Annotated in this window: 25 protein-coding genes and 1 pseudogene; 12 read left to right on the forward strand and 14 right to left on the reverse strand. The window is 59.8% G+C overall.

What is annotated here, in order from left to right; all coding sequences use genetic code 11:
* Positions 1-16 precede the first annotated feature (16 nt).
* The gene (locus LAB08_RS18400; protein ID WP_096510355.1) at positions 17-418 is read left to right on the forward strand and encodes a nuclear transport factor 2 family protein; all 402 of its coding nucleotides are present in this window, start codon (positions 17-19) and stop codon (positions 416-418) included.
* An 84-nt stretch (positions 419-502) separates the two neighbouring features.
* Here LAB08_RS18400 and LAB08_RS18405 read toward each other — a convergent pair whose 3' ends face one another.
* Together LAB08_RS18405 and LAB08_RS18410 are read right to left on the reverse strand one after the other, a co-directional pair.
* On the reverse strand, positions 503-916 hold the full coding sequence (locus LAB08_RS18405; protein WP_096510354.1) for an arsenate reductase ArsC: 414 nt from the start codon (positions 914-916) through the stop codon (positions 503-505).
* A gap of 126 nt (positions 917-1,042) precedes the next feature.
* Positions 1,043-1,816 (reverse strand): ParA family protein, encoded by a 774-nt coding sequence (locus LAB08_RS18410; protein WP_096515317.1) that lies wholly within the window; start codon positions 1,814-1,816, stop codon positions 1,043-1,045.
* A gap of 179 nt (positions 1,817-1,995) precedes the next feature.
* Between LAB08_RS18410 and LAB08_RS18415 the strand changes: the two genes are divergently transcribed.
* Together LAB08_RS18415 and LAB08_RS18420 are read left to right on the forward strand one after the other, a co-directional pair.
* The gene (locus tag LAB08_RS18415; protein WP_254007475.1) at positions 1,996-2,757 is read left to right on the forward strand and encodes a CHAD domain-containing protein; all 762 of its coding nucleotides are present in this window, start codon (positions 1,996-1,998) and stop codon (positions 2,755-2,757) included.
* Between the two features lie 333 nt (positions 2,758-3,090).
* The gene (locus LAB08_RS18420; protein WP_096510353.1) at positions 3,091-4,740 is read left to right on the forward strand and encodes an arylsulfatase; all 1,650 of its coding nucleotides are present in this window, start codon (positions 3,091-3,093) and stop codon (positions 4,738-4,740) included.
* Between the two features lie 424 nt (positions 4,741-5,164).
* On the opposite strand, the gene LAB08_RS18425 is transcribed toward LAB08_RS18420, so the two are convergent.
* Together LAB08_RS18425 and mqo are read right to left on the reverse strand one after the other, a co-directional pair.
* The gene (locus LAB08_RS18425; protein ID WP_096510352.1) at positions 5,165-5,473 is read right to left on the reverse strand and encodes a DUF6124 family protein; all 309 of its coding nucleotides are present in this window, start codon (positions 5,471-5,473) and stop codon (positions 5,165-5,167) included.
* Positions 5,474-6,235: 762 nt separating this feature from the next.
* The gene (gene mqo, locus LAB08_RS18430) at positions 6,236-7,879 is read right to left on the reverse strand and encodes a malate dehydrogenase (quinone) (RefSeq protein WP_096510351.1); all 1,644 of its coding nucleotides are present in this window, start codon (positions 7,877-7,879) and stop codon (positions 6,236-6,238) included.
* Positions 7,880-8,375: 496 nt separating this feature from the next.
* Between mqo and ilvD the strand changes: the two genes are divergently transcribed.
* Positions 8,376-10,058, forward strand: coding sequence for a dihydroxy-acid dehydratase (gene ilvD / locus LAB08_RS18435; protein WP_096510350.1), 1,683 nt, complete (start codon positions 8,376-8,378; stop codon positions 10,056-10,058).
* Between the two features lie 222 nt (positions 10,059-10,280).
* On the opposite strand, the gene LAB08_RS30795 is transcribed toward ilvD, so the two are convergent.
* Both LAB08_RS30795 and LAB08_RS30800 read right to left on the reverse strand, forming a co-directional pair.
* Positions 10,281-11,144, reverse strand: a complete 864-nt coding sequence (locus tag LAB08_RS30795; protein WP_425502578.1) for a methyl-accepting chemotaxis protein — start codon at positions 11,142-11,144, stop codon at positions 10,281-10,283.
* Positions 11,139-11,894, reverse strand: a pseudogene (locus tag LAB08_RS30800) (MCP four helix bundle domain-containing protein); the annotation flags it as partial. The gene LAB08_RS30795 and the pseudogene LAB08_RS30800, both read right to left, overlap by 6 nt.
* A 237-nt stretch (positions 11,895-12,131) precedes the next feature.
* Between LAB08_RS30800 and LAB08_RS18445 the strand changes: the two are divergent.
* Positions 12,132-12,563, forward strand: coding sequence for a nuclear transport factor 2 family protein (locus LAB08_RS18445; RefSeq protein WP_096510348.1), 432 nt, complete (start codon positions 12,132-12,134; stop codon positions 12,561-12,563).
* Between the two features lie 139 nt (positions 12,564-12,702).
* Here the strand turns inward: LAB08_RS18445 and nirD are convergent, their stop codons facing one another.
* From nirD to LAB08_RS18460, 3 genes are all read right to left on the reverse strand, one after another.
* Positions 12,703-13,077: a nitrite reductase small subunit NirD gene (nirD, locus tag LAB08_RS18450; protein WP_096510347.1), complete on the reverse strand. Its 375-nt coding sequence runs from the start codon at positions 13,075-13,077 to the stop codon at positions 12,703-12,705.
* Positions 13,077-15,638 carry a nitrite reductase large subunit NirB gene (gene nirB / locus LAB08_RS18455; protein WP_096510346.1) on the reverse strand — a complete coding sequence of 854 codons (2,562 nt, stop codon included), beginning with the start codon at positions 15,636-15,638 and terminating at the stop codon, positions 13,077-13,079. The genes nirD and nirB overlap by 1 nt, the downstream gene beginning before the upstream one ends.
* 450 nt (positions 15,639-16,088) lie before the next feature.
* Positions 16,089-16,289, reverse strand: a complete 201-nt coding sequence (locus tag LAB08_RS18460; protein ID WP_096510345.1) for a YbdD/YjiX family protein — start codon at positions 16,287-16,289, stop codon at positions 16,089-16,091.
* 242 nt (positions 16,290-16,531) lie between these two features.
* On the opposite strand from LAB08_RS18460, the gene LAB08_RS18465 reads away from it, so the two are divergent.
* The 3 genes from LAB08_RS18465 to msrA are packed head-to-tail and all read left to right on the forward strand — an operon-like array spanning position 16,532 to position 18,199.
* Entirely contained in the window at positions 16,532-17,137 is a 606-nt protein-coding gene (locus tag LAB08_RS18465) for an SCO family protein (protein ID WP_096510344.1), read from the forward strand.
* On the forward strand, positions 17,137-17,640 hold the full coding sequence (locus LAB08_RS18470; RefSeq protein ID WP_096510343.1) for a copper chaperone PCu(A)C: 504 nt from the start codon (positions 17,137-17,139) through the stop codon (positions 17,638-17,640). Before LAB08_RS18465 ends, LAB08_RS18470 begins: the two co-directional genes overlap by 1 nt.
* 52 nt (positions 17,641-17,692) lie before the next feature.
* Positions 17,693-18,199, forward strand: a complete 507-nt coding sequence (gene msrA / locus LAB08_RS18475; protein ID WP_096510342.1) for a peptide-methionine (S)-S-oxide reductase MsrA — start codon at positions 17,693-17,695, stop codon at positions 18,197-18,199.
* Positions 18,200-18,327: 128 nt separating this feature from the next.
* On the opposite strand, the gene LAB08_RS18480 is transcribed toward msrA, so the two are convergent.
* On the reverse strand, positions 18,328-18,870 hold the full coding sequence (locus LAB08_RS18480; protein ID WP_096510341.1) for a hypothetical protein: 543 nt from the start codon (positions 18,868-18,870) through the stop codon (positions 18,328-18,330).
* 204 nt (positions 18,871-19,074) lie between these two features.
* Here LAB08_RS18480 and LAB08_RS18485 point away from each other — a divergent pair, with 204 nt between their 5' ends.
* From LAB08_RS18485 to LAB08_RS18500, 4 genes are all read left to right on the forward strand, one after another.
* Entirely contained in the window at positions 19,075-19,668 is a 594-nt protein-coding gene (locus tag LAB08_RS18485) for a hypothetical protein (RefSeq protein WP_096510340.1), read from the forward strand.
* Positions 19,669-19,673: 5 nt separating this feature from the next.
* On the forward strand, positions 19,674-20,321 hold the full coding sequence (locus tag LAB08_RS18490) for a DUF2238 domain-containing protein (RefSeq protein ID WP_096510339.1): 648 nt from the start codon (positions 19,674-19,676) through the stop codon (positions 20,319-20,321).
* An 85-nt stretch (positions 20,322-20,406) separates the two neighbouring features.
* A complete protein-coding gene (locus LAB08_RS18495; protein WP_096510338.1) occupies positions 20,407-20,595 on the forward strand; it encodes a hypothetical protein in 189 nt (62 codons plus the stop codon).
* 158 nt (positions 20,596-20,753) lie between these two features.
* Positions 20,754-21,191, forward strand: coding sequence for a short chain dehydrogenase (locus LAB08_RS18500; protein WP_096510337.1), 438 nt, complete (start codon positions 20,754-20,756; stop codon positions 21,189-21,191).
* Between the two features lie 16 nt (positions 21,192-21,207).
* On the opposite strand, the gene LAB08_RS18505 is transcribed toward LAB08_RS18500, so the two are convergent.
* The 4 genes from LAB08_RS18505 to LAB08_RS18520 all read right to left on the reverse strand — a co-directional run bounded on the left by LAB08_RS18505 (position 21,208) and on the right by LAB08_RS18520 (position 26,014).
* On the reverse strand, positions 21,208-22,080 hold the full coding sequence (locus LAB08_RS18505; RefSeq protein ID WP_096510336.1) for a mechanosensitive ion channel family protein: 873 nt from the start codon (positions 22,078-22,080) through the stop codon (positions 21,208-21,210).
* Positions 22,081-22,306: 226 nt separating this feature from the next.
* The gene (locus tag LAB08_RS18510; RefSeq protein WP_096510335.1) at positions 22,307-24,304 is read right to left on the reverse strand and encodes a peptidase U32 family protein; all 1,998 of its coding nucleotides are present in this window, start codon (positions 24,302-24,304) and stop codon (positions 22,307-22,309) included.
* A 155-nt stretch (positions 24,305-24,459) separates the two neighbouring features.
* Positions 24,460-24,840 carry a RidA family protein gene (locus tag LAB08_RS18515; protein WP_096510334.1) on the reverse strand — a complete coding sequence of 127 codons (381 nt, stop codon included), beginning with the start codon at positions 24,838-24,840 and terminating at the stop codon, positions 24,460-24,462.
* Between the two features lie 61 nt (positions 24,841-24,901).
* Positions 24,902-26,014 carry an agmatine deiminase family protein gene (locus tag LAB08_RS18520; RefSeq protein WP_096510333.1) on the reverse strand — a complete coding sequence of 371 codons (1,113 nt, stop codon included), beginning with the start codon at positions 26,012-26,014 and terminating at the stop codon, positions 24,902-24,904.
* Positions 26,015-26,142: the final 128 nt, after the last annotated feature.

Below are 26,142 nucleotides of genomic sequence, written 5' to 3' on the forward strand. Positions count from 1 at the left end.
CCAATAGGACCCAACCATGACCCGACACACAGCCGCCGAAAACAAAGCCATCGTGCTCGAAGCTTTCCAGACACTGTTCAATCGCAAGGATCTGGTGGCGGCCGAACGCTTCTGGTCGCCCTCTTACATCCAGCACAGCGCTCATGTGCCTCCAGGTCGCGAGGGTCTGTTTGAACTGGTCGCCGGGGGATCGCCCGACTTGCGTTATGAATGCCAGCTCGCGGTCGCGGAGGGTGATTTCGTCATGCTGCACGGACGCTTCTCTGGTATTGGCCTGCCTGCAAACTGGGTCGTGGTCGATATCCTGCGCCTCGAAGAGGGTGTGATGGTCGAACATTGGGATGTGATTCAGGACGAGGCCACGCGCGAAAACTCCGCGGGTGGCCATCCCATGTTCGGTGATCAGTTTCCAGGTTGACGCACCCTACGGTTCAGAGCGTTGCCACCGCCCCCCAATGCAAACCCGTGGGGCGGTGGCTTTACCGACCATGTCCCACTCTGTTCACTGCCTGGTTTTCACCGTGACAAACATCTTGATGCGGTCGTGGATCTCCTGGAGCGCATGGCGAAACGGTTCAGGTCGCTCACTGGTCGTCGGGTCTTCGAAGCTCCACACGATCACCTCGCCGGAGGTCGGCATCCGTGAGGCTTCCTCGGACGACTTGTCACACAGGGTGATGACGTAATGGAAATCCTGCCCCTCGAATTCATCGATCGATTTGCTGCGCAGACCGTTAGTCTCGATGCCAATGTGTTCGAGTGACTCCAGGGTTCGAGGATCAACCTCACCGGGCTCAAGACCGGCACTGAACGCTTCGAAACTGGATGAGTCGGTGTGGCGTAGCAGCGCCTCGGCAAACAGCGAACGAACGTCATTTTTAGCGCAGACAAACAGCACCCGGAATTTGTCAGCCATTGCTATCTCCCCCGTTCGAACAGTGATCTGAAAAAACGACATGGCTCAGTTAAGCAGCGTTTTTGATCGCCCGACTTCAAGTCGATGGAATGCACTATTTCCAAATCTTTCAGTGCTCGCGCCGCTTCAGCTTGCTTCCTCCAGCACGTGCAAGAGATCAACGAACTGCCCGGTCAGCTTGTGATGCCGGTCGAGGTGAATCAACGGTTGGCACCGCTCATGGGACTCACGCATCTTGACCGAACTGCCGAGATACACCGGAAGAATCGGCAACCCCTCGACGATGAGCTCTTCGACCAGGTTGCGGTGCAAGCCCGTGGTGTTCACATATTGATTGATGACAATGCCTTCAACGACCAGTGACTCATTATGGTCAGCCTGAAGCTCTGCCACCTGCGCCAGCACCTGATACAACGCCTGGCGCGCGAAGGTATCGCAATCGAATGGAATCAACACCGCGTCCGCGGCAATGAGCGCACTGAACGCATAGAAATTCATCGCCGGAGGCGTATCGATGTAGATCCGGTCGTAGTCCGGGGAAATGTCGTCCAGTAGCCGGCGCAGTTTGTTGATCTTGAACTTGGCTTCGAGCTTGGGCTGCAGGTCGGCAAGCTCGCCACTGGCCGTGATGAGGTGAAGATTGTCGTAGGGCGTCTCGACGATCTGGGCGCGGCTTTTTTTGGCTGCCGGCCCGGAGGACAGTGTTTGCTTGAAAAAATCGGCAATGCCCACCGGGATGTCATCGCCGGTCAGACCGGTGAGGTAATACGTGGTGTTGGCCTGGGCATCCAGATCGACAACGAGTGTCCGATAGCCTTCCATTGCACTTGCAGCAGCCAGGTTGCACACAATGCTCGACTTGCCCACCCCACCCTTTTGATTGAAAACAACGCGGCGCATCATTGCCCTTCCTGTGGCAAAAGATTCCAGTGTATCGATTTGTTGCGAATCTACTGCGGTAACTTGATGAATTTTTTATTGCAGCTGTCGTGCGCCATGGCTGCAACAAACAGAAGCTCTGCTACGCTCTGCGAATCCACTCACAAGCGAGGACGATGATGTCTTTTGTCGACGATTTCGTGGCCAAGATCATCTCCCTGGAAGTCTCCCTCTATCACGCTCGCGCCCGGTTGCAAGCCAACAGCGACAGCGAAGCCCTGCACGACCTGAGGATCGCGGTTCGCAAAGTTCGAAGCCTTTTGCGTCCGCTGCGCAACATGCCGGAGGTTGCAGCGCTGAATCAGGCGGCGGCTGAAGTCGGCAGCGTGACGACCCCCACGAGGGATCTGGAGGTCATCATCGGTGAACTGCAGAAAATGGGTTATCCGCACCAGGCGATGAGTCGCAGCGCATCCCTGACAGAACAGTATCGCAAGATCGTTGCCAGCCCGGAGCTCGACAAACTGTTTGGTGAACTGGATCGGTGGCCCGAGTTGTTCCGGACGGCCGAGAGAGCCGGCGAACTGGCCGATGTCAAACGCCAGGTTCAGAATGCCCTTAAGAAAAGAATCACTCAGTTGATCGCCGGTCTTCGGGACAAGGATTTTGACCGGCACGAACTGAGGATCATCGTGAAAAACGCGAGATACCTCACCGATGCTTTTCCGGCATTGTCACCGCTCAAGGCTAAATCCAGGGCTGAACTGAAGTCGGTACAGGCGTCCCTTGGCTCGTGGCACGATCATCATCAATGGTGCCTGCGGGCCGAATCCGAACCTGATTTGCTCGAAATCGCCCCTGTCTGGCAAGTCGCATCCGAACAGGCGCTGGCCGATGCCGAACTGAGGCTGGCATCGCTGCTTGATCACCTTGAGAAAGACCTGACGAATTCAAAAGGTTAACGCCGCGCCCCTTGTAAGTCGGGCTCGAAGGCGATCAATGGGTGCAACCCTTGATGGAAGCCCTTCGAGAATAAAACTTGCCGGATTTTTTCAATCCAGCCTATGCGACGAATGACACTGAATTACACCGCTGGTCACAAGCGCGACGAAAACACCGTACTAGGCTATTACGGGCGCCTTGAACGGTACGCGGGATTCGATCCAGTCGTTAAAGGGTTTCCTTGAACCGTCCAGGCTAAAAGTTGGGGGGTTACTCACGAAGGTCCTGTTGTTTTGCCCTCGATACTGGGGCGACCTGCAACACGGATCGGAACCAGAGAAAGGAAAACCCTTATGAACAGGTTCTCGCACCGCCCCAGGCTTTACCTGGCATGCTCATTGTTAATGGCAATCAACGTTGCCCAGGCAGCACAAACCGAAAAACCCAACATCCTGTTTATCGTCTCCGACGACACCGGCTACGGTGACCTCGGCCCTTATGGCGGCGGTGTCGGTCGAGGCATGCCGACGCCCAGCATCGATCAACTGGCGGCAGAAGGCACCACCTTCTATTCCTTCTATGCCCAACCCAGCTGCACGCCGGGCCGGGCCGCGATGCAGACCGGGCGTATCCCCAACCGCAGCGGCATGACCACGGTGGCGTTCCAGGGTCAGGGCGGCGGTTTGCCAGCGGCTGAGTGGACACTGGCCTCCGTGCTGAAAACCGGTGGTTACGAAACCTATTTCACCGGCAAATGGCACTTGGGCGAGGCCGACTACGCACTGCCCAATGCGCAAGGTTACGACGTCATGAAATACGCCGGCCTTTACCACCTCAATGCCTACACATACGCCGATCCCACCTGGTTCCCCGACATGGATCCGGAGACCCGCGCCATGTTCGCCCAAGTGACCAAAGGCGCGTTGTCCGCCAAGGCGGGGGAAAAGGCGGTCGAGGAATTCAAGATCAACGGACAATACGTGGATACGCCGGTGGTGGATGGCAAGCCGGGTGTGGTCGGGATTCCGATCTTCGACAGCTATGTCGAGAAAGCGGCACTGGAGTTCCTCGACAGCGCGGCCAAATCCGACAAGCCGTTCTTTATCAACGTCAACTTCATGAAAGTGCATCAACCCAACCTGCCCGCTCCGGAGTTCGTCCACAAGTCGATCTCCAAGACGAAGTACGCCGACTCGATCGTCGAGCTCGACACCCGTATCGGGCACATCATGGACAAGTTGAAAGCGCTGGGGTTGGATAAGAACACCCTGGTGGTTTACACCACCGATAACGGCGCCTGGCAGGACGTTTATCCGGATGCCGGTTACACGCCATTCCGGGGCACCAAGGGTACGGTGCGCGAAGGGGGCAACCGGGTGCCGGCGATCATGGTCTGGCCCGGCCAGATCAAGGCGAACGCCAAAAACCACGACATCATCGGTGGCCTGGATCTGATGGCGACGTTCGCCTCGGTAGCCGGGATCAAACTGCCGGAGAAAGATCGCGAAGGTCAGCCGATCGTCTTCGACAGCTATGACATGACCCCGGTGTTGAAGGGCACCGGTCCCGATCCACGCAAAGAGTGGTTCTACTTCACCGAAAACGAGCTGTCCCCGGGAGCTGCCCGTGTGGGCAACTACAAAGCCGTGTTCAACTTGCGTGGCGACGATGGCGCCCCGACAGGCGGCCTGGCCGTGGACACCAACCTGGGCTGGAAAGGCGCTGCGAAATACGTGGCGACGGTACCGCAGGTCTTCGACCTGTATCAGGACCCACAGGAGCGCTATGACATTTTCATGAGCAACATCACCGAACGCACCTGGACCATGGTTCCGATCAGCCAGGCCATCGACAAGCTCATGAAGACCTACGCCAAATATCCGCCTCGCAAGATGCAGAGCATGACCTATGACGGCCCGGTTGAAATTTCCAAGTACCAGAAATTCCAGTCGGTGCGCGAAGACCTGCAGAAGGAAGGTGTGAACATTCCGATCCCTAACTGACCCTGAGGGCGTGGCAGCTTCGCTCGGGGCTGCCACTGGCTACTGGTGCCCAGACGGGCTTGTGAAAATCCCGGATCAGCCCGCGCGCCCTCCCTTATACCGGCGAAATCGTCGCCAGCACGCCAATCAAAATAGTCAGCACCAGAAAGCCACCCAGAAAAATCGCCATCTTGCCCATAAGGCCCCCTACACATTGAGTTTGCGGTGCACCGCGGTTTCAGGCGCGGAACGTGTCGTAATTGTGCGACGCAAACTGAGTGCATTACAGAGGCAGAAAGCGCTGAAAAATACGGATCAGATGGAGAATTCGTCCGGGAAAACGCGTCACTGTAGGAGCTGGCTTGTCGGGTCGCCGCATCGCAGCGAAGACGGCGGCACAGGCCACAGCAATCCCGCTGACCGTCACCGGTTCAGCGGGTTTTCTTTATTGCGGATCAACGTGATCCAGCACTCGATTCACCGACAACTCGGCGAGAGAAATCATCTGCTGAATCCCCAGGGCCAGATTGCATTTGGGGCCTTCGAGGATAAACGCCAGTTCACTGGCCATGACACTGGCCGAGGCCAAGGTTTCGCACGCGTGAACCAGGAGGGTTTCGTTGTTGACGTCGGGGGCGATGGTGAAGATGGGATTGGGGCGGCGTTCGGCCATGGCTGGCTTTGGCGGTGGGGTTAGTGGATCGGTTTCGGGGGACTTAACAGTTGCAGATGGATTTGAGTTTTCATTGAGCATACTGGAACTCCAAATAGACTGGGCTCCTATGAAGTCGGGCTACCACACCCGATCGCTGAATTGGCAGCGACGCCGCGAAGGTTAACGAGAGGGCCTGGCAAGCGCAAGTCTGGATGGTGCGCGTTATCGTTGACGTCCATCGCGAGCAGGCTCGCTCCTACAGGGGAACGCGTTCATCCGCAAACTCAGGTTGGCTGTGAGGCCGCCATCGCTGGCAAGCCAGCTCCCACAGTGGACGGTGTACATCTGCTTCTCACCACTCAACAGGCCGAGCGTTAGCTCGCCTGCCGCTTTTGATTTTGATCCACCCGCCCCTTCGGGAGGCTGAGTGGAGGTGTTCATCCGGGGAGTGGCGCGAAGCGCCGTTCGACGCAGTCGAACACGCTGCATGTAGGTGCAGCGAAGCCAACCGGAGGGCAGTGTCCCCGGATGGATGCCGGAGCGAAGGAACCCCGAGCCTTGGCGAGGGGCCGGACGCTGGGGCGAGACCTTTGGTTCCTTTGGGGCGTTTGCCAAAGGGACTCGCCGTAAGGGCGAAACCATAAGTGGCCGTTACCGCAGCAATGGATATGTACTCGGTCAGCATAGAGACAGGTCGGCTGTCAGGCCGCCATCGCTGGCAAGCCAGCTCCCACAGGTACCGCGGTGAGCACATGAAAACTCATATAGCCCACCCACAAAAAAGCCCGCTGACCGTCACCGGTTCAGCGGGCTTTCTTTTTGCCTTTCAGTCAGTCCCACCACAATGGCGGGACAACCGAATTACAGCGCCATATCAGCCGCTGCACTCTCTTTCACTGGCTTGGCCTTCTCAGCCGGAGCAGCCGGAGCCGCCACCTGGCCAATCACCGGCGGCGCAGGCAGTTCCAGCACCTTGGCGGTGTAGGCCCACTCCTCGGCCACTTTGGCCGGGTCGTTGTTCAGCTGGGTGCCGTAGCTCGGCACGATCTGGTGCAGTTTTTCCTGCCACTCAGGTGTCGCAACCTTGTCCTTGAACACCTTCTGGATCACGGTCAGCATGATCGGTGCAGCGGTCGAGGCGCCTGGGGACGCGCCCAGCAAGCCGGCGATGCTGCCGTCTTGCGAAGCGACGATTTCGGTGCCCAGTTTCAGCACGCCACCGGCGGCTTCGTCACGCTTGATGATCTGCACGCGCTGGCCCGCTTGCCACAGGCGCCAGTCTTCGGCCTTGGCGTTCGGGAAGTATTCCTTCAGGGCGTTGAGGCGGTCTTCATCCGACAGCATCAGTTGGCCGGCCAGGTACTCCACCAGCGGGTATTCCTTGATGCCAACCTTGGTCATCGGCCACACGTTGTGCGTGGTGGTGGTGGTCAGCAGGTCCAGGTACGAACCTTCTTTCAGGAACTTGGTGCTGAAGGTGGCGAATGGGCCAAACAGGATCACGCGCTTGCCATCGAGCACGCGGGTGTCCAGGTGCGGAACCGACATCGGCGGTGCGCCAACAGAGGCTTTGCCATAGGCCTTGGCCAAGTGTTGCTCGGCGATGGCCGGGTTATCGGTCACGAGGAACGAGCCGCCTACCGGGAAGCCTGCGTATTCGCGAGCTTCAGGAATGCCTGACTTCTGCAGCAGGTGCAGGGCACCGCCGCCGGCACCGATGAACACGAACTTGGCGTCGGTTTCGGTTTTGCTGCCGTCTTTCAGGTTTTTGTAGCTGACGCGCCAGCTGCCATCCTGGTTCCGGGTGATGTCCTGCACTTCGCTGGACAGCTTCAAGTCGAATTTCGGTGTGGTTTGCAGGTGGGCAACGAACTGGCGGGTGATTTCGCCGAAGTTCATGTCGGTGCCGAGCGGGCTCCAGGTGGCCGCGATTTTCTGGTTCGGGTCACGCCCTTCCATCATCAGCGGAACCCACTTCTTGATCACAGCCGGGTCTTCGGAGTACTGCATGCCGGCGAACAGCGGGCTCGCTTGCAGGGCTTCGTAGCGCTTTTTCAGGAACTTGATGTTGTCATCGCCCCACACAAAGCTCATGTGCGGTGTGGAGTTGATGAACGAACGCGGGTTTTTCAGCACGCCTTGCTGGACCTGCCACGCCCAGAACTGGCGGGAGATCTGGAAGGCTTCGTTGATTTCAACGGCTTTAGGGATCGAGACCTTGCCGTTTTCGTCTTCCGGCGTGTAGTTCAGCTCGGCCAGGGCGGAGTGACCGGTACCGGCATTGTTCCAGCCGTTGGAGCTTTCCAGGGCGACGCCGTCGAGGCGCTCGATCATTTGCATCGAAGTGCCGGGTTCCAGCTCATTGAGCCACACACCCAGGGTTGCACTCATGATGCCGCCGCCAATCAGCAGCACATCGACTTTCTTGGCTTCTTCAGCCTGGGCTGTCGTGATCCCCAACGACAACGCCAGCCCCAGCAGGGCTGTGTTCACTTTCTTAAACATCTGTAACACCTTTGATAAAACGTCATCCGCCCTTTTGATCCCTATCCCACAGGCCCCGTGCTTCACGGCATTCAGGCAAATGTCGTGGGTGCCTGGTCATAAGTTTCGCAGGGTGGGCACACAAGGCCGACGAACTGCATCGACCCCAGTTATATGTCCCTACTGAACTGACTTTTTATCTTTTTTGGCTTCAGCTACTTGAGCGACAGTGATTCCGTTGGCGCATCTCGAGGACGCGCAAACTGAATAGGTCAAACCAAGTTGGGGCGAAGAATATCACGACACGGCAAACCCGCGCGTCTGTTCACGACTGCTTGGTCCAGACACTGATCTGTCGCCAGCCCCTCGATCCTGTAGGAACCGGCTTGCTGGCGAAGGCCAAGGCGAGTGTTGTATCGCATTTGAGGACGCTTTCGCTGGCAAGCCAGCTCCTACAGGTCACGGCGAACGGGCGACTATACTCAGGGGTCTTCAGTTGAGCCTGTGAGGAAAAGCCATGAGCGACAAAGACGATCTGCGCAAATATTCCTCAGAAGTGGTCGATGGCGTCGAAGCCGCACCGGCCCGGTCCATGCTGCGTGCCGTGGGTTTTACCGATGAAGACTTCACCAAGCCGCAGATCGGCATCGCCTCGACCTGGGCGATGGTCACGCCGTGCAACATGCACATCGACAAACTGGCGATCGAGGCCGAAAAAGGCGCGAATGCCGCGGGCGCCAAAGGCGTGATCTTCAACACCATCACCATTTCCGACGGCATCGCCAACGGCACTGAAGGCATGAAGTATTCACTGGTGTCGCGGGAGGTGATCGCCGACTCCATCGAGACGGTGGCCGGTTGCGAAGGCTTCGACGGGCTGGTGACCGTGGGAGGTTGCGACAAGAACATGCCGGGCTGCCTGATCGGCATGGCGCGGCTCAATCGCCCGTCGATCTTCGTCTATGGCGGCACCATCCGCCCGGGTGCCGGCCACACCGACATCATTTCCGTGTTCGAAGCCGTGGGCCAGCACGCGCGCGGGGACATCAGCGAGATCCAGGTCAAGCAGATCGAGGAAGTGGCGATTCCCGGCCCCGGTTCCTGCGGCGGCATGTACACCGCCAACACCATGGCCTCGGCCATCGAAGCACTGGGCATGAGCCTGCCCGGCTCCAGCTCCCAGGACGCCGTCGGCAGCGACAAGGCTTCGGACAGTTTCCGCGCCGGGCAGCAGGTCATGGAGCTGCTCAAACTCGACCTCAAGCCACGGGACATCATGACCCGCAAGGCCTTCGAAAACGCCATTCGCGTGGTGATCGCCCTCGCCGGCTCCACCAATGCCGTGTTGCATCTGTTGGCGATGGCCCACGCGGTGGATGTCGAACTGACCCTGGATGACTTCGTCGAACTGGGCAAGGTGTCGCCGGTGGTGGCCGACCTGCGCCCCAGCGGCAAATACATGATGAGCGAGCTGGTGGCCATTGGCGGCATCCAGCCCTTGATGAAGCGCATGCTCGCGGCCGGTATGCTGCACGGCGATGTGCTGACCGTCACCGGCAAGACCCTGGCGGAGAACCTCGAAAGCGTGCCCGACTACCCCGCTGGCCAGGACGTGATCCTGCCCTTCGACCAGCCGATCAAAAAGGACTCGCACCTGGTGATTTTGCGCGGCAACCTCTCGCCCACCGGCGCGGTGGCCAAGATCACCGGCAAGGAGGGCCTGCGCTTTGAAGGCACGGCGCGGGTTTATCACGGCGAGGAAGGCGCACTGGCCGGCATTCTCAATGGCGAAGTGCAGGCCGGCGATGTGATCGTGATTCGCTACGAAGGGCCCAAGGGCGGGCCGGGCATGCGCGAAATGCTCTCACCCACTTCGGCAGTGATGGGCAAGGGGCTGGGCAAGGATGTGGCGCTGATCACCGATGGCCGTTTTTCCGGCGGCTCCCATGGCTTCGTGGTAGGGCACATCACACCGGAAGCCTTTGAAGGCGGGCCGATTGCGTTGATCGAAGACGGTGACAAGATCACCATCGACGCCGAAACCCGGCAGATCACCATGGATGTGTCGGACACCGAACTGGCGCAGCGCAAGACCCGTTGGGTGCGGCCCGAATCCAAATACAAACGCGGGGTGTTGGCCAAGTATGCGAAGACGGTGTCCAGTGCCTCGGAGGGGGCTGTGACTGATAAGTATCTGTAGGAGCTGGCTTGCCAGCGAAGGCGTACTCTGGAACGCCGCAAAATCCAATGGTCCCTTCGCGGGCAAGCCCGCTCCCACAGGGTTTCAGGGTGATCACAAAACTGTGATTCACCCAGATCACTGTAGGAGCTGGCTTGCCAGCGAAGGCGGCCTTGAGAGCACCGAAAAACTGATGGCCCCTTCGCCGGCAAGCCGGCGCCTACAGAGTCTGCATTTCACGAATCACAATCGAAACCGATCCACCGACTGCGACAGTTTTCCAGCCAACGAAGACAACTCATCGGTCGTCGAAGCCGTCTGCCCTATCACCTTGCTGGTGCCTTCGGACATGCCGGCAATCATCTCCACCTGATGGGCGATTTCGTTGCTGGCCAGGCTCTGCTCGCCGATGGTGCGGCTGATGTCGTTGACCAGTTGCGTGGTATTGAGCGTGGCGTCGAGGATTTCGCGGATGGCGCGTTCAACATCGGCGGTCACCGCCATGCCTTTGTCGACCTGGGCCACGCCCGCCTCCATGCTGGTCACCGCCTCGCGGGTGCTCTGCTGGATGCGCGAGACCATGGCGGCGATTTCCTGGGTGGAGGCGCTGGTGCGTCCGGCGAGGCTGCGCACTTCGTCGGCCACCACGGCAAACCCGCGCCCCTGCTCACCGGCGCGGGCGGCTTCGATGGCGGCGTTCAGCGCCAGCAGGTTGGTCTGATCGGCGATGCCCTTGATCACCTGGATGATGCTGAAAATCGCTTCGGAATCCTTGTCCAGCGTACGAATCACCTGCGCCGATTGCTGCGCCGAACGGGCGATGCCGTCCATGTCGTTGACCACCTGATGGATCACCCGCCCGCCATCCTTGGCCAGCGCCTCGGCCTGGTTGGCCATGTTCAGCGCGCGCTCGGCATGCCGGGTGATTTCCTCGATGCTCGCGGTCATTTCGCTGGCGGCCGCGGCCATGGTGCTGGCCGCGACGCTTTGTTGCTGGCTGCTGCCCGCGACTTCGTGGCAGCCGTTGCTCAATCGTTCACTCATGCCGCTGACGCCATGGGCGTTGCTGCGCACCACTTCGATCATGCCGCGCAAATCCCGCTGCATGGTGGCCAGGCTGCGAATCAATTGACCGGCTTCGTCGTTGCGCTGGCTCTCGACGATTGGCTCGCTGAGATTGCCGTGGGCGATGCTTTCGGCAATGCGGCTGGCGGTCTGCAACGGCCCCAAGATGCTGACAATGGCCGAACGACCCAGCACCAGCAGGAGCAGGAGGCTGACGATGAGCACAACGCCGACCGTGAGGTTGGCATTGCTGATGGCCTGCGCCGTGCCCTGGCTGGTGTGCTGGGTGTTGTTTTCAATCAGCTCGCTGAGGGCCGCCATCTGGTTTTCCAATTGGCTGAACGCGCTGTTGAAGGTGCTCAATTCCTTTTGCGCGGCCTCGGGGTTTTCCAGGGCCAGGCCAACAATGCGCTCGGTGGCACTGATGTAGGTATCGAGACTGGGCTTGATCTGGTTCAGCGCGGTTTTCAGGGTGTCGTTGACCGGCAATTTGAGGTTTTCGCCGAGCACTTCACGAAAGTGCGCGGTGTGCTCCTCGATGGAGCTGCGCACCTCGGCCTTGCTGCTGGTGCTTTTGCCCAAGCCCACCAGCATCGCCGACAGCACATCGGCGCGCAGCGCATCGTGCATCATGTCGGCCTCAAGATGATTGCGCAGTGCGGTCATGCCAACGTCGTTGGCCTGCACTGCTCCCGCCATCTGGCTATTTCCCAGGTAACTGACCATGCCCATGATCAATGCGGTGAGCACGCCGGTGCCGATCAGTAACAGTAAACGCAGTTTTATGGACACTCTGTGGTTCCTCTTTTCGCACGTCTATCGTTTGGGTGGCTTCATCATCCTAAAGAAAGCCCATTGCTGAAGACGTTATCGGCGGGTCACGGCGGTTACTGAAAGCCTGCAACCGGGTTTTACGGTTTTTACGACATGCGGTAGGTGTCGTCTTCCATCAATCCCCTGCCCGCCATCTTCCATTTCAGGGGAAATCTGCTAGGTTGTACGACAACCTACAACAACAAGGAAACTCCCATGAAAAAAGTCAAAGTGCTGATCGGCTTTCTCTGCCTGTTCAGCGGCTATGTCGCAGCCGCGTCCTCGTCGAGTGACAAGGATGTCGCGCAAGCCGTCGACCATCTGACCGACGCCATGCTGCACAAGAACATTGCGCAACTTCAGGCATTGACCGCCGAGAACCTGACCTACGGGCATTCCAGCGGCAAGATCCAGGACAAGCAAGCCTTCATCGCCGACATCGAAACCGGCAAAAGCGCGTTCAAAACCCTCGAGATGCAGAACCAGACCATCACGGTCTCCGGTGATGTCGCACTGGTCCGCCATCACTTTTCGGCCCAGGCCCTCAAGGGTACCGAAGTGGTTCCCACCGAAATCGAGAACTTGCAGATCTGGCAGAAGCAACACGGGAAATGGTTACTGGTAGGACGACAAGCATTCAAATTCTGATATTGGTTTAACTGTCAGATAGCGTTGAACGGGCTCTCCTGTGGGAGCGAGCCTGCTCGCGAAGAAGCCGTGTCAGTCAATATTTTTGTCAACTGACACACTGCTTTCGCGAGCAGGCTCGCTCCCACAGGGGGGGGAATCACACCACTGCGACTTCCACCCTCCCCCCGTTCAACCGCACCGGCCACACCCGCAAACGCTGTTGCGGGTACTCCAGGCAACTGCCGTCCTCTAGGCGAAAGTGCTGCTTGTAGATGGGCGAAGCCACCACCAGGTCGCCCTTGATGCTGCCGACCAGGCCGCGACCGATGACATTGGCCCCCGATTGCGGGTCGTGGTTGTCGATGGCGTAGAGGTTTTTGCCCTCGATGCCCGGCAGGTAGAACAGCGCCACCTGCGCACCGTCCAGCCACACCACCACGCCAGAGTCGTTCACCAGATCCTGCTGGCTGCACACCGATTGCCAGGTGGCAGACAAACCGGTTTCAACGCGTTGGGTATTGGACTGATTCATCAGACGTTCTCCTCGGTGACAGGGATCAGGTTGAGTTCGGCGGCCATGATCGGGCGCCGTTGGCCGCGTTCGTGGACAAAGTGGATGTCCGGGTCCGGGCGTTTGTCGTTGACGAAGGTACGGAAGCGCTTGAGTTTTTCCGGGTCTTTGAGGGCGTTGGCCCACTCGCATTCATAACGATTGACCACCAGTTGCATCTGCGACTCCAGTTCAGCACCCAGGCCCAGGCTGTCGTGGATGATCACGTCCTTGAGGTAGTCCAGGCCGCCCTCCAGGCTTTCGCGCCATACCGAGGTGCGCTGCAGCTTGTCCGCGGTGCGGATGTAGAACATCAGGAAGCGGTCGATGTAGCGGATCAGCGTCGCATCATCCAGATCGGTGGCGAACAGTTCGGCGTGACGCGGACGCATGCCACCGTTGCCGGCGATGTAGAGGTTCCAGCCCTTCTCGGTGGCGATCACCCCCACATCCTTGCTCTGTGCTTCGGCGCACTCACGGGTGCAACCGGACACCGCGAACTTGAGCTTGTGCGGCGAACGCAGGCCCTTGTAACGGTCTTCGATCGTCAGGGCCATTTGCACGCTGTCCTGCACGCCGTACCGGCACCAGGTGCTGCCGACGCAGGATTTCACCGTGCGGGTCGATTTGCCGTAGGCGTGCCCGGTTTCAAAGCCGGCTTCGATCAATTCGCCCCAGATGTCCGGCAATTGATGCAACTGTGCGCCGAACAAATCGATGCGCTGGCCGCCGGTGATTTTGGTGTAGAGGTCGTATTTCTTCGCCACCACGCCGATGGCGATCAGCTTGTCGGCGGTGATTTCGCCACCGGGAATGCGCGGCACCACCGAGTAAGTGCCGTTTTTCTGCATGTTGGCCATGAAGGTGTCGTTGGTGTCCTGCAACGGCACCAGCGACGGGTCCATGATCGGCTGGTTCCAGCACGACGCCAGGATCGAGCCCACCGCCGGCTTGCAGACATCGCAACCGGTGTGCCCGCGACCGTGCTTGGCCAGCAGCTCTTCGAAGGTGATCACCCCTTCTACCCGCACCAGCGCATACAGTTCCTGACGGGTGTAGGCGAAATGCTCGCACAGGCTCTTGTCGACGCTGACGCCACGGGCAATCAACTCATGCTCGAAGACTTGCTTGAGCAGCCCGGCGCAACCGCCACAACCGGTGCAGGCCTTGGTCTGCGACTTGAGCAGGCCGAGGTCGGTGCAACCGCCATCGATGGCCGAGCAGATGGCGCCCTTGGTGACGTTGTGGCACGAACAGACCGTGGCCGATTCCGGCAAGGCGCCTGGGCCCAGGGTCGGCGCACCTTCGGACGACGGCAGGATCAGGCCGGCCGGTTCGGACGGCAAGGCAATCGCGTTCTGCATGTATTGCAGCAGGGTGTCGTAATAGCTGTTGTCGCCGATCAGCACCGCACCGAGCACCTGCTTGCCACTGGCATCCACCACCAGGCGCCGATAGCTGGCCGTGGTCTCGTCGATGAACTGATAGCTGCGGGCGCCCGGGGTGTGGGCATGGGCATCGCCGATGGAGCCGACATCGACACCCAGCAACTTGAGCTTGGTCGACATGTCGGCGCCGCGGAACGGCTCGGCAGCGTCGTCACACAGGCGCGCGGCGACGCTGCGGGCCATCTGGTAGCCGGGGGCAACCAGGCCGAACAGACTGCCGTTCCATGAAGCGCATTCACCGATGGCGTAGATGTTCGGGTCGCAACTCAGGCAGGTGTCGTCGATCACCACACCACCGCGCGGGCCGATCTCCAAAGCACATTGGCGGGCCAGCGCATCCTGGGCGCGAATACCGGCGGAGAACACTACCAGGTCGGTTTCGAGGAACTCGTCGTTGGCAAAATTCATCCGATAGCGGTACTGCTCCCCCGCACTGATCGATTGCGTGGCGCGGGACAGGTGCACGCCGACGCCCAGCCGTTCGATCTGTGCCTTGAGCGCCAGACCGCCAAGATCATCCAATTGCACCGGCATCAGGCGCGGCGCGAATTCCACCACGTGGGCTTCAAGGCCCAGGCTTTTCAGGGCGTTGGCGGCTTCCAGGCCGAGCAGGCCACCACCGACCACTACACCGCGCCGGGCATTGGCCGCCGCGGCACGGATGGCATCGAGGTCTTCAAGGGTGCGGTAGACCAGTCGCGAATCGCCTTCGGCACCTTCAATCGCTGGCACGAACGGATAAGAACCGGTGGCCATGATCAGTTTGTCGTAGGCCACGCAACCCTGGGCGGTGATGACTTCGCGTCGTGCGCGGTCGATTTCCAGCACCGGCATACCCAGGTGCAGCGTGACGCCGGGCGTCTGGTACAACGAGGCGTCACTCAGCGCCAGCGATTCGGCATCGCGACCGGTGAAGTATTCGGACAGATGCACACGGTCGTAGGCGCGCATCGGCTCTTCGCTGAAAACGTGCAGACGATAGCGCCCGAGGGCGCCGCGCTCGATCAACTGCTCGACACAATGATGGCCGACCATGCCATTGCCGATCACAACCAGCGTTTGCAGCTTGTTCAACGTGGCTACAGTGCAATTCATAAATGACCCTGCTCGTTCAAAAAGCAAAAAAAAACGCCTGAAACCTTGCGGTTCCAGGCGTCTTTGCCTGTTCTCTTGCGGTGTTGAAACCAGACGGCCATGCCCGGTCCACCGATATTGCCCACGACCTGTGCGGTTGATCGATCGTCGTTGACCGAGCGGGCTGTCCGCCTAGTTAGATGGACTTGAGGGGGTCTTTGCAGGGTTTGTGCCAGTGTATGGATCAGGGCTGGGAAGACGTTGATTCAGGCGGGTTTGATGCGATTGGCAGGGTATGAATGGCACGCAGGTGGACGAACAAATCGCTGCGCGCTGGTGCACGTTATCGGTCTTTGCGCTTTATAAAAGTGCACGTAAATTCAGGTCCCCCAAAAAACCTGTGGCGAGGGAGCTTGCTCCCTCGCCACAGTTTTATTGGTGTTTTATACATCCATGGACAACATCAACCTTTCAGCAGCACCGCGTATTGCACTTGCCCCGGCCAAACCGCGCTTCCTGGCGCTCACGGAAAAACGCCTCGTAACTCATCACCGGCTCACCCGGAGATTTGAGCGCCATTTGCGCGACGTAGTTGTCGTAATCGGGAACGCCCACCATTAACCGTGCGCTCTGGCGGAAGAAACTGGCGGCCTGTTGCAATTGACGGAACATGGCAATGCTCTCAATGGGTATTGGACGCCACCATGGAACCCCACGAATGTATCTGCAATGTGTCAGCGCGCGGTTCCTTTGTATTTTCGTGTAGACAAGCCCCCGCGACCTTTTGGCGCAGGACCTTCGGGCGACCGATTAAGCGCGATTGGGCAACAGTTTGTTAACATCCCTGCGCTTTTTTCCGCCTGATGCGTCAGGCACTGTGTTTTTTCTGTCGCTACACAGGAAGCTTTATTTCCATGAGTACGTTGTATTCCCGTCGCACGGTCCTGCAGGGCATGAGCCTGCTGAGCCTTGGCCTGCTCGCCGGTTGCGATGGCAGCAGCAAGCTGTCGTTCAAGTACGGCAAGGACCTGAGCGACAAGATCATGGGGCGTAACTTCAAGCTCAAGGACGCCGACGGCGAAACCCGGATGCTCGGTAGCTACCGGGGCCTGATGCCGATGATTTTCTTCGGGTTCACCCAATGCCCGGCCGTCTGCCCGACGACCCTGGCCCGTGCTGCCCAGGCGAAGAAGCTGATGGGCCGCGATGGCGACCGCCTGCAGGTGATCTTCATCACCCTGGACCCCGAGCGCGACACCCCGCAAATGCTCGACAAATACGTCAAGGCCTTCGATCCCAGCTTCGAAGCACTGTCCGGCACACTGGAAGAAACCGCCGCCGTTGCCAAAGAGTTCGGCGTATTCTTCGAGAAAGTGCCGAGCGGCGACACCTACACCCTGTCCCATACCGCGACCAGCTACGTATTCGACTCCCGAGGCAATCTGCGCCTGGGCCTGTCCGCGTCCCTTACCGCTCAAGAGTGCGCAGAAGACCTGCTCACCGTCATGGAGGTCTGCTGATGACTTCGTTGTTCCCGAACCGTATCAAACAGCTGGCGCTGGGCCTTTCCCTGATCGGCCTGGCCTGGCAGGCGTGCGCGCAAACCCAGGTCAGTGACGCCTGGGTCCGCGCCACGGTGGCCGGTCAGCATTCGACCGGCGCCTTCATGACCCTGCAGGCCGATACGGACAGCAAGCTGCTCAGCGTGCAGTCGCCCGTCGCCAAGACTGCACAGATCCACGAAATGAGCATGAAAGACGATGTGATGCGCATGGGTCAGGTCGAATCCGTGGCGTTGCCGGCCGGCAAGCCGGTGAGCCTGGGCCCCAACGGCTACCACGTCATGTTGATGGACCTGACGGCCCAGGTAGCAGAAGGCAGCAAAGTGCCCCTGACCCTGACCGTGGAAAACGCCAAGGGTGAGAAAGAGACGATCAAGGTCGAGGCCGAAGCCCGTTCGCTCGGCGCGATGGACCACGGCAGCATGGATCACAGCAAGATGGATCACAGCAAAATGCAATGAGGGTCTGATGGCCTCGCTCAACGAGGCCGTTCACTGATGGGAGGTGCGCACCATGACGACGAACACCGAAACCGCCATCCTCGCCGGCGGCTGCTTCTGGGGCATGCAGGATCTGTTGCGACGCTACCCGGGCGTGCTTGCCACGCGGGTCGGTTACTCGGGCGGCGATGTGCCCAATGCCACCTACCGCAACCACGGCACCCACGCCGAGGCGATCGAGATCGTCTTCGACCCGCGGCAGATCAGTTATCGGCAGATTCTCGAATTCTTCTTCCAGATCCACGACCCGACCACCAAAAATCGCCAGGGCAACGACCTGGGGACGAGCTATCGCTCGGCACTCTATTACCTGAGCGATGAACAACGACAAGTCGCTGAAGACACCGTTGCGGACGTCGAAGCTTCCGGCCTCTGGCCCGGCAAGGTCGTCACCGAGATCGAGCCCGCCGGACCGTTCTGGGAAGCGGAGCCTGAACACCAGGATTATCTCGAACACTACCCCAACGGCTACACCTGCCACTTCATCCGGCCAAACTGGACGTTACCCAAACGCGGGTAATCGCTAACCCCCTGTAGGAGCTGGCCCGTCGGATCGCCGCACAGCAGCGAAAGCGGACTGTCAGTCGACACATTCATCGCTTGAAAGAATGCTTTCGCTGGCAAGCCAGCTCCTACAAGGGGGGGTACTCAAGGCAGGTAGCCGCGCTGGACCCAGACCCGGCGGTCAATGGCCTGTCGTAGCCGCTCACGGCTTTCGGTCCAGACCTGCGGGTCGACCGAGGTCGTCGAGCGCATCAGGTCGAGCATGGCCGAATGGGCGGCCCGGTATTCAGCCAGGGCATCGCTGGCCTTGATTTTCAACCGCTCGCTGTCGGTCATTTCCATCCGCCGCAAGGCCAGTATCGCCTCGTCGGTGATCAGCGGACTCAAGGTCAGTTGCGGGCGGTGAGGCGCCACGAATGGCTGGGTCTCCAGGACGATTTCCCGGGCTCGCAATGCGCCCCACTTCAACGCGCAAGCGAGCGGTTCGCGGAAACTGCGGTCCTGAAACCCTTCGAAAACCGCGCCACCATCGGCGTCGTAGACGCCAATAAAGACTTGGGTCATCCCCGCCGGCGTGATGCGCGCCTGCACTTCAATCTGACGACCGTCGTTCAACTCGTCTTCATAAGTTTTTGCGGGCAAGCGTTTATTGAGCCATAACCAGTACTGTGCGCCTCTGCGTCGCATTCATTGCCCTCCCCGGTTTAATCACCGAGTAAGGCACAGGAAGGCGCTGTCCGCCATGCCATCGGTCGTTCAAAAAAAGGGGAAGTGGATGGGCCGCCGCACATTCAATCATCAAGATGCCATTGAGGATCTAGACTTCATCAATGGCGGGATAGATCACCCGTCAGTTCAATCAGAAGGCCAATAAAAACAAGGAAATTCACCTTGAACATTTCAACCCTTTGCCTCCTGGGGGGCCTGCTGGTTTCCGCCGGGGCGTGTGCCAACGGAGTCATTCCTGTCCTCGAACTGGACTTCACCCGGTCGGCCATCGAGACCCTGAAAAAACACGGCATCAACGATGCCTGTATCATCGCCGCCGGCAACCCCGGCGCGTTCACTTACTGCCGGGAAGGCTCGGCAACGCTCTGGAAGTATCAGGCGCTGGACCTGGATCAACAGGCAACGCCCCTCAAGGGCACCCGCCTGGCTTCACTGGCTGACGGACGAATCTCCATCGCTGAATTCAAGAGCCCTGCCTGCGCGACAGAGGCGCCCAAGCCGCTGATCCAACCGGCGATTACCCGCGGGGTCGTCATCGGCCTGATCGCCTTGTTTCTGTTCATTGGCTTGCACTACACGTACAAGGCAACCATGGATGGTTTCTTCGTTCGTACGGTGTATTCGGGCACCCACCTGCAGCGATCCACCGGCTCCATGAGTTCGAGTCGCTCGAGTCGTTCCACGACCAAAGCCTTGGGCGCTTTTGCCATCGCCGCGGCGGTGGCATTCATTTATTTCGGCTACCCCGCTTTGTGACCCACATGGCCGACTGCGAACCGGCCATTGCAAAACCGGCCTCCCCCACCCAGGCCGGGGTCGCCCTGGCGACGGCGGTCGCTCTTGTGATGGTGTCCGGCATTGCGCCCCATGATTCAGTGGACTGGCTGCTGGAGAACGTGGTTCCCGTCACGGTCATACTGGCGCTGTGCGCCGGACTGCGGCATCGACGCCTGTCCTGGCAGGCTTACCTGGCGGTCCTGCTGCTGCTCGGCATTCACGAACTCGGTGCACATTTCACCTATGCCAAGGTGCCTTATGAGCAATGGGCGCACGCGCTCACCGATCACTCGCTGAACGCGGCGTTTGACTGGAAGCGCAACCAGTATGATCGCCTGGTGCATTTGAGCTATGGACTGCTGATCGTCATCCCGCTGCGGGAAATGCTCTGCCGCCAGACACCCTTGCGCGGTGGCTGGTTGGCGCTAATGGTGCTGAGCCTGGTCCTCGCGACATCGGCATTGTACGAACTGGTCGAATGGATCGGCGGCGAGTACCTGGGGGACGATCAGGCCGAGGCGTTCGTGGCCACCCAGAAGGATATCTGGGACTCGCAGAAAGACATGGCCCTGGCGTTCCTCGGGGCACTTATCTGCCTGGTATTGCGCGCAGTCCTGAAGTTCAGGCATTGATCAACCGATCAGGCTGCACCGGCAAAATAACTCGAACTCGTTCCAGGGTGCTCTATCCAATGTGAAGACACTGGAGGAAAACACCATGAACAACGACGACCGTGCCAAAACCGTCGAACCCTTCGCGACCATTCCCGGTGAGTCCGAAAACCGTGACCCCGACAATGCTGATGAGACCCTGCCCTCCTCTCCGGCGCCATCCGATGAGCCGGAGGCCGATGAGTTCCAGCGCAAAGTCGACGAGATCGAGCGCAAGGTGGCCGATGGCAATTGAGCCAATGGACCGGTGCCAGCGCAAAAGACTACGTGTGAACCTGTAGGTGAAAACAGGGAACTGCGCACAAGCTGCCGATCAGCCGCCGTACGCATTTGAGGTGGCCACGGCGCTTTCTTTTTACACCCGCTATTTGCACCCGCAAGGAGGAACTCACCATGATCGCTTCATTGACCGGCATGAAACCGGGTGAGCGCTACATCATCGAAAGCGTCGAGCGTGCCCATCATTTCCCGGGCTTCTTTCTTGACGGAAAGTATTACCTGGAACCCGAGTTACAGACCGCCGTCGGCTGGCTCGAAGGTCAGCAGTTCCTGTATGACCAACTCGATCCGACAGGAGAGCCGGTGTTTCCCGGCCGGGTCGCCGGCACCATCGAAGACCTGACATTGACCCTGGCCGATGGCGCGCGTCTGACGTTGAGCGAGACGCCTTTCTGCGCCCAGGCAGACCTGCCCATGCCAGTGGTCGATATCCGCCCTGTCCAAGGATATGTGCAACGCCCTTCACCACTGCTGGTGGCTGCTGCAGCGTTATTGTTTGGCGGTTGCCTGTTGGCGTTGAATCGCTTTCGAGGCCGTAACCGCCATCACTGAAAACCGGTTCCTGAGGTCACTCCTTTGCGAGCGGGCCGGGCAGCGCGGCACCCTGCTGGAAGATCACGGTCTGCGCCGGCATCGGTGCCGGGAAGCCGGCTTCGCCGAGGGCATCCTTGATGATGCGGTTGGTGTCGAAATACACCTGCCAATAGTTTTCGTTGTGGCAGTACGGACGCACTGCCAATACCGGACCGACCAGGTTGAACTCCAGGATCTCCACGTCTACCGCAGGCGTCTCAAGCACATTGGGGATGGCGGCGATTTTCTCTTTCAGCAACGCCGCGGCCGCTTTCCAGTCGGCGGCGCCGGACAGCTGCGCCTTGAGCTCGACACGACGGAACGGGTTATGGGTGAAGTTCTGGATGTTGTCGCTGAAGATCTTGTTGTTGCCGACCAGGGTCAGCACGTTGTCCGGCGTGTTGATCGCGGTGGCAAACAGGCCGATCTCGGTGACAGTTCCGACGACCCCGCCCGCCGAGATGAAATCGCCGACCTTGAACGGACGCAACACAATGATGAAGGCACCGGCCGCCAGATTGGCCAGCAACCCCGACCAGGCCATGCCGATCGCCAGGCCGACGGCGGCGAGCAGTGCCGCGAACGTGGTGGTCTGCATGCCAAGGAAACCGAGGATGGCGATCACCAGGATGATGTTCAACGTCACGGTGATGGCCGAGCCAACATAGCGCAGCACGGTCGGATCGACTTTCTGCTTGCCCAGGGCTTTTTGCACCATGCCAACGGCAAAACCGATCAGCCAGCGGCCGACGATCCAGAACGCGATGGCGCCCAGAATCTTGACCGCGAAAGCCACGCCATAGGCCTGTATGACGGCTATGAGCGCGTTGAACTTCTCGGTGGTTACATTAACGATGGTCTCGTCCATGGCGCTGGCTCGCAAATGAGGGTTGACCTCAAGACGCTAGCACAGCCGGCGCGGGCCGCCAGTCGATTGGATTTTGTGCATTGCCGATCAGTTGAGCCTTTGAACACTGAAAACTTTGTGGGAGCGAGCCTGCTCGCGATGGCGGTGTGACAGTCGACGTTGATGTCGACTGACATTTCGCTATCGCGAGCAGGCTCGCTCCCACAGGTTTTGTGCTTACCCGAACTCAGTGCGGGGCGCGGGGGATGGTCTTGAGCAGGTCTTCGGGACTGATGTGGCCGACCACTGGCTGCGTGCTGCCAGGCAGCGGCAGGTCAAGGATGTGGCCCTTCATCTTGCCGATCACGTGCATCTCGCAAGGCTTGCAGTCGAACTTCAAGGTCAGCACTTCATCGCCGTGAATCAGCTGCATCGGCGCTACCTTGGTGCGCACACCGGTCACACCCTTGGCCTGTTTCGGACAGAGGTTGAAGGAGAAGCGCAGGCAATGCTTGGTGATCATCACCGGCACTTCGCCAAGTTCTTCATGGGCCTCGTACGCCGCGTCGATCAGCTCGACCCCGTGACGGTGATAGAAATCCCGGGCCTTCTGGTTGTACACGTTGGCCAGGAACGACAGGTGCGACTCCGGGTACACCGGTGGCGGGTTGGTCTCGGCCTTGCGGCCGCCCCGTGGGTGTGCCAGCAGGCGGGCCGCCGTCAGCGCTTCGATCACTTCGCGGCGCAAGGCCTTGAGCTGCGAGTTGGGGATGAAGAACGCCTGGGGAGCATCGAGCTTGATGTCGGTGGCGTGGTATTCGGTGGTGCCCAGTTGACCCAGCAGGTCGCGCAGTTGCTCCAGCGCTTGTTCCGGCTTGTTGGCCAGGCCGAACGGACCGTCCAGGGACACGCTGGCGCTGACGCCCTCCTCGCTGGTGGCGGTCAGTTGCAGGCGCTGTTCGTCCAGGCGAGCCACCCAGGCCAGGCCGATGCGACGTTCGGCGGAGGTCTTTTGCAGGGCTTGCTGCCAGTTGTGATCCAGGTTGCGGTTCAGCGGATGATTCGGGCGCAACGAGTGCAACCCTTTCGGCATCTCGTTGGGCTCGACGCGGTAGCGATAGCGCTTCTCGCCGTCCTCTTCGAACTCGCCTTTGGGTTCGGCGATGTTGGTCCGCCAGCCCACGACTTCGCGCTTGACCAGCACATTGAGGCCGTCGCCGTTGGACAACGGCTCCTGGGTAACCACGATCAGGTCGCGCTTGCCGACTTTTTCCACCACGCCGACCGGCAGGCCGGTGAAGGTCGGCGAGTCAAAGGCGCCGATATCGATCTTGCGGTCGCTGACGAAATAGTCGGTGCTGCCACGGTGGAACGTCTTGTCCGGGTCGGGCACGAAAAAGTGTGCGGTGCGGCCGCTGGAAGCGCGGGCCAGGTCCGGACGGTCTTCGAGAACCTCGTCCAGGCGCTGGCGGTAATAGGCCGTGATGTTCTTCACATAACCCATGTCCTTGTAGCGCCCTTCGATCTTGAACGAACGCACGCCGGCTTCGACCAGGGCACGGATGTTGGCGCTCTGGTTGTTGTCCTTCATCGACAGCAGGTGTTTTTCGTAGGCGATCACTCCGCCTTTTTCGTCCTTGAGGGTGTACGGCAGGCGGCAAGCCTGGGAGCAATCGCCACGGTTGGCACTGCGTCCGGTCTGCGCGTGGGAAATGTTGCACTGGCCGGAGAACGCCACACACAGTGCGCCGTGGATGAAGAACTCGATCGCCGCGTCGGTCTCGTCGGCGATGGCACGGATTTCCTGCAGGTTCAGCTCGCGGGCCAGGACCAGTTGCGAGAAACCGGCCTGGTCGAGGAACTTCGCCCGCGCCAGGGTGCGGATGTCCGTCTGGGTGCTGGCGTGCAGCTCGATCGGCGGGATGTCCAGTTCCATCACGCCCAGGTCCTGGACGATCAGCGCATCGACGCCGGCATCGTACAACTCGTGGATCAGCTTGCGGGCCGGCTCCAGCTCGTTGTCGTGCAGGATGGTGTTGATGGTGGTGAACACCCGGGCGTGGTAACGATGAGCGAACTCCACCAGGCCGGCAATATCGCTCACTTCGTTGCAGGCGTTGTGGCGGGCGCCGAAGCTCGGGCCGCCAAGGTACACGGCATCGGCGCCATGCAGGATGGCCTCGCGGGCAATGGCGACATCGCGGGCGGGGCTGAGCAATTCCAGGTGATGCTTGGGCAAGGACATATGTTTTTTTAGTCAGGCTGTCACGGTCGAGGTGCGCATTGTAGCGGCGAAATGCCTGACGGGCACCCGTGTGCTGCCGGGTGGTGCTGGATTACCCAAATCCTTGTGGGAGCTGGCTTGCCAGCTCCCACAGGGTTATGCGTATGACCTGTGAATCAGGCCTTGGCCGCCATGGCGACGACTTCCACCTTCATGCCTTCGACGGCCAGGGAGGCCACGCCTACGGCGGCACGCACCGGCCATGGCTTGGCGAAGTAGCGCTTGTAGACTTCGTTGAACGCGGCGCGGTCGGCCATGTCGGTGAGGTAGATGGTCAGGTGCATGACGCGATCCATGGAGCTGCCTGCACGTTCCAGTGCGACCTTGAGTGCTTGCAGGGTGCATTCGCACTGCAGGGTGATGTCGCCCAGTTCCAGGCTGCCGTCGGCGCGGGTCGGGATCTGAGTGGACATCAGGATGCCATTGAACGCGGCGACGTCGGAGGAGATGGAGTCCTGGTCGGGATCGGGTGTGAAGACGATGTCTTGGTTGGCCATGGGGCACTCTTGTTTGGGGAGGTAAAGGGACGCAGTTTACCAGACGCCCCCGCGACCATCGCTAAACCAGCGGCTGATGACTGGTCACGCAGTGGATACCGCCGCCACCGGCGGCAATGGCATCGATGTCGAGCTGCACCACCTCACGGTCCGGGTAGAGTTCAGACAGCAGGTCGAGGGCCTTGCGATCGGCCGCCTTGTCGCCAAACTCAGGCGCAATGATTGCCCCGTTGATCACGAAGTAGTTGATGTAGCCGGCAGCAAAATCCTGATTGCCGCGGTTGAACTTGCTCTTGCGCGGGTTCAGTGGCGGCGACACGGTGTGCACCTGCAGCTTGCGCCCATCGGCATCCGTGGCGTTCTTGAGAATCTCCAGATGCGCACGGGTGACCTGGTTGTCGTAGGACCCAGGGTCGTTGTCGAGGTTGGCGATCACCACACCCGGCTTGACGAATCGGGCATAGAAGTCGACATGGGCGTCGGTGATGTCCTTGCCCTTGATGCCCGGCAGCCAAATGATTTTGCGCAGGCCCAGGCGCGCCTTCAGTTCTTGCTCGACCTCGGCCTTGCTCCACTCCGGATTGCGATTGGCATTGATCCAGCTGCTTTCGGTCATGATCCCGGTGCCGTGACCGTCCACTTCGATACCACCACCCTCGCCCACCAGTTCGCTGCGGATATGATCGGCTTCTTCGCGGCGGGCAATCAGAGCCGCCACTTGCGCATCCTTGCCATGCCGCTGTTTGTTGCCCCAGCCGTTGAAGTTGAAATCCACCGCACCGAGTTCGCCTTTGCCATCAACCACAAAATTGGCGCCGATATCACGCATCCAGATGTCGTCGAGCTCGGTGATGACGTAAGTGATATTGGCACTACCGCAATGCTCTTCGGCCAGATCCCGCTCACTTTCGCGACAGAACACGGTGACCGGCTCATAACCGGCGATGGTTCGCGCGATCCGGCCGAGGGCGGCTTGCACGTCCGGGGTGAAGTCTTCCCAGATGGTGTCCTGTGCGCCGAAGGCGATGAAGGCCTGTTGATGTTTGTCGCCTTCATCCGGCATGTACCAACGGCCCGTACTGGAGGCCAGCACTGACGGGCCAAAGCCCAGGAAAGCAGCTCCCACACCGGCGACAACCGATGCCTGTTTGATGAATTCGCGACGCGTCGACATGCAATGGTTCCTGAAAATGAATAAAAACCCGGCCAACAACACCGGACCTGTAGGAGCAAAGCTTGCTCGCGATAGCGCCGGGTCAGTCAATGATGATGTCGACTGACACATCGCTATCGCGAGCAAGC

The sequence above is a fragment of the Pseudomonas izuensis genome, from assembly GCF_002356535.2.
Lineage (GTDB): Bacteria > Pseudomonadota > Gammaproteobacteria > Pseudomonadales > Pseudomonadaceae > Aquipseudomonas > Aquipseudomonas izuensis.

Excerpts from the sequence above, each read along its gene's own strand:
- LAB08_RS18400 (WP_096510355.1), top strand. The coding sequence starts at position 17 with ATGACCCGACACACAGCCGCCGAAAACAAAGCCATCGTGCTCGAAGCT.
- LAB08_RS18405 (WP_096510354.1), bottom strand. The coding sequence starts at position 916 with ATGGCTGACAAATTCCGGGTGCTGTTTGTCTGCGCTAAAAATGACGTT.
- LAB08_RS18410 (WP_096515317.1), bottom strand. The coding sequence starts at position 1,816 with ATGCGCCGCGTTGTTTTCAATCAAAAGGGTGGGGTGGGCAAGTCGAGC.
- LAB08_RS18420 (WP_096510353.1), top strand. The coding sequence starts at position 3,091 with ATGAACAGGTTCTCGCACCGCCCCAGGCTTTACCTGGCATGCTCATTG.
- LAB08_RS18425 (WP_096510352.1), bottom strand. The coding sequence starts at position 5,473 with ATGCTCAATGAAAACTCAAATCCATCTGCAACTGTTAAGTCCCCCGAA.
- mqo (WP_096510351.1), bottom strand. The coding sequence starts at position 7,879 with ATGTTTAAGAAAGTGAACACAGCCCTGCTGGGGCTGGCGTTGTCGTTG.
- ilvD (WP_096510350.1), top strand. The coding sequence starts at position 8,376 with ATGAGCGACAAAGACGATCTGCGCAAATATTCCTCAGAAGTGGTCGAT.
- LAB08_RS30795 (WP_425502578.1), bottom strand. The coding sequence starts at position 11,144 with ATGCAGCGGGATTTGCGCGGCATGATCGAAGTGGTGCGCAGCAACGCC.
- LAB08_RS18445 (WP_096510348.1), top strand. The coding sequence starts at position 12,132 with ATGAAAAAAGTCAAAGTGCTGATCGGCTTTCTCTGCCTGTTCAGCGGC.
- nirD (WP_096510347.1), bottom strand. The coding sequence starts at position 13,077 with ATGAATCAGTCCAATACCCAACGCGTTGAAACCGGTTTGTCTGCCACC.
- nirB (WP_096510346.1), bottom strand. The coding sequence starts at position 15,638 with ATGAATTGCACTGTAGCCACGTTGAACAAGCTGCAAACGCTGGTTGTG.
- LAB08_RS18460 (WP_096510345.1), bottom strand. The coding sequence starts at position 16,289 with ATGTTCCGTCAATTGCAACAGGCCGCCAGTTTCTTCCGCCAGAGCGCA.
- LAB08_RS18465 (WP_096510344.1), top strand. The coding sequence starts at position 16,532 with ATGAGTACGTTGTATTCCCGTCGCACGGTCCTGCAGGGCATGAGCCTG.
- LAB08_RS18470 (WP_096510343.1), top strand. The coding sequence starts at position 17,137 with ATGACTTCGTTGTTCCCGAACCGTATCAAACAGCTGGCGCTGGGCCTT.
- msrA (WP_096510342.1), top strand. The coding sequence starts at position 17,693 with ATGACGACGAACACCGAAACCGCCATCCTCGCCGGCGGCTGCTTCTGG.
- LAB08_RS18480 (WP_096510341.1), bottom strand. The coding sequence starts at position 18,870 with ATGCGACGCAGAGGCGCACAGTACTGGTTATGGCTCAATAAACGCTTG.
- LAB08_RS18490 (WP_096510339.1), top strand. The coding sequence starts at position 19,674 with ATGGCCGACTGCGAACCGGCCATTGCAAAACCGGCCTCCCCCACCCAG.
- LAB08_RS18495 (WP_096510338.1), top strand. The coding sequence starts at position 20,407 with ATGAACAACGACGACCGTGCCAAAACCGTCGAACCCTTCGCGACCATT.
- LAB08_RS18500 (WP_096510337.1), top strand. The coding sequence starts at position 20,754 with ATGATCGCTTCATTGACCGGCATGAAACCGGGTGAGCGCTACATCATC.
- LAB08_RS18505 (WP_096510336.1), bottom strand. The coding sequence starts at position 22,080 with ATGGACGAGACCATCGTTAATGTAACCACCGAGAAGTTCAACGCGCTC.
- LAB08_RS18510 (WP_096510335.1), bottom strand. The coding sequence starts at position 24,304 with ATGTCCTTGCCCAAGCATCACCTGGAATTGCTCAGCCCCGCCCGCGAT.
- LAB08_RS18515 (WP_096510334.1), bottom strand. The coding sequence starts at position 24,840 with ATGGCCAACCAAGACATCGTCTTCACACCCGATCCCGACCAGGACTCC.
- LAB08_RS18520 (WP_096510333.1), bottom strand. The coding sequence starts at position 26,014 with ATGTCGACGCGTCGCGAATTCATCAAACAGGCATCGGTTGTCGCCGGT.